The organism is Chromohalobacter sp. HP20-39, from assembly GCF_033052815.1.
GTDB lineage: Bacteria > Pseudomonadota > Gammaproteobacteria > Pseudomonadales > Halomonadaceae > Chromohalobacter.
Genome location: NZ_JAWHTP010001200.1, coordinates 1 through 233 on the forward strand (window position 1 = coordinate 1; position 233 = coordinate 233).

1 protein-coding gene is annotated in these 233 nt (G+C 54.1%); it reads left to right on the forward strand.

The genetic code is table 11. The features are described 5' to 3' along the window. Positions 1-233: putative sulfate exporter family transporter (locus RVY79_RS21700; RefSeq protein WP_317466693.1), on the forward strand; the 233-nt coding region annotated here is incomplete at both ends.

The following is a 233-nucleotide window of genomic DNA, read 5'->3' on the forward strand; positions in this document are numbered from 1 at the left end:
GCGTGCGGAAATTCAATCTGCGGAAACTCCGCCATAGCCGCCGCAGCACCGGTCATCGATGCCAAGCCCGAGGACGTGGCATCTTCGATTTCCTTCACTGCCGTATTGGGTATTCTCGTTGTGCTCCTACTCCCATTTGTCTTCCGCACGACAGGAATGAGTCAGTTCCAATACGGCATTCTTGCAGGCAAGACCTTCCTTGAGATCGCGATTGTTCTACTCGGCGCATCTCT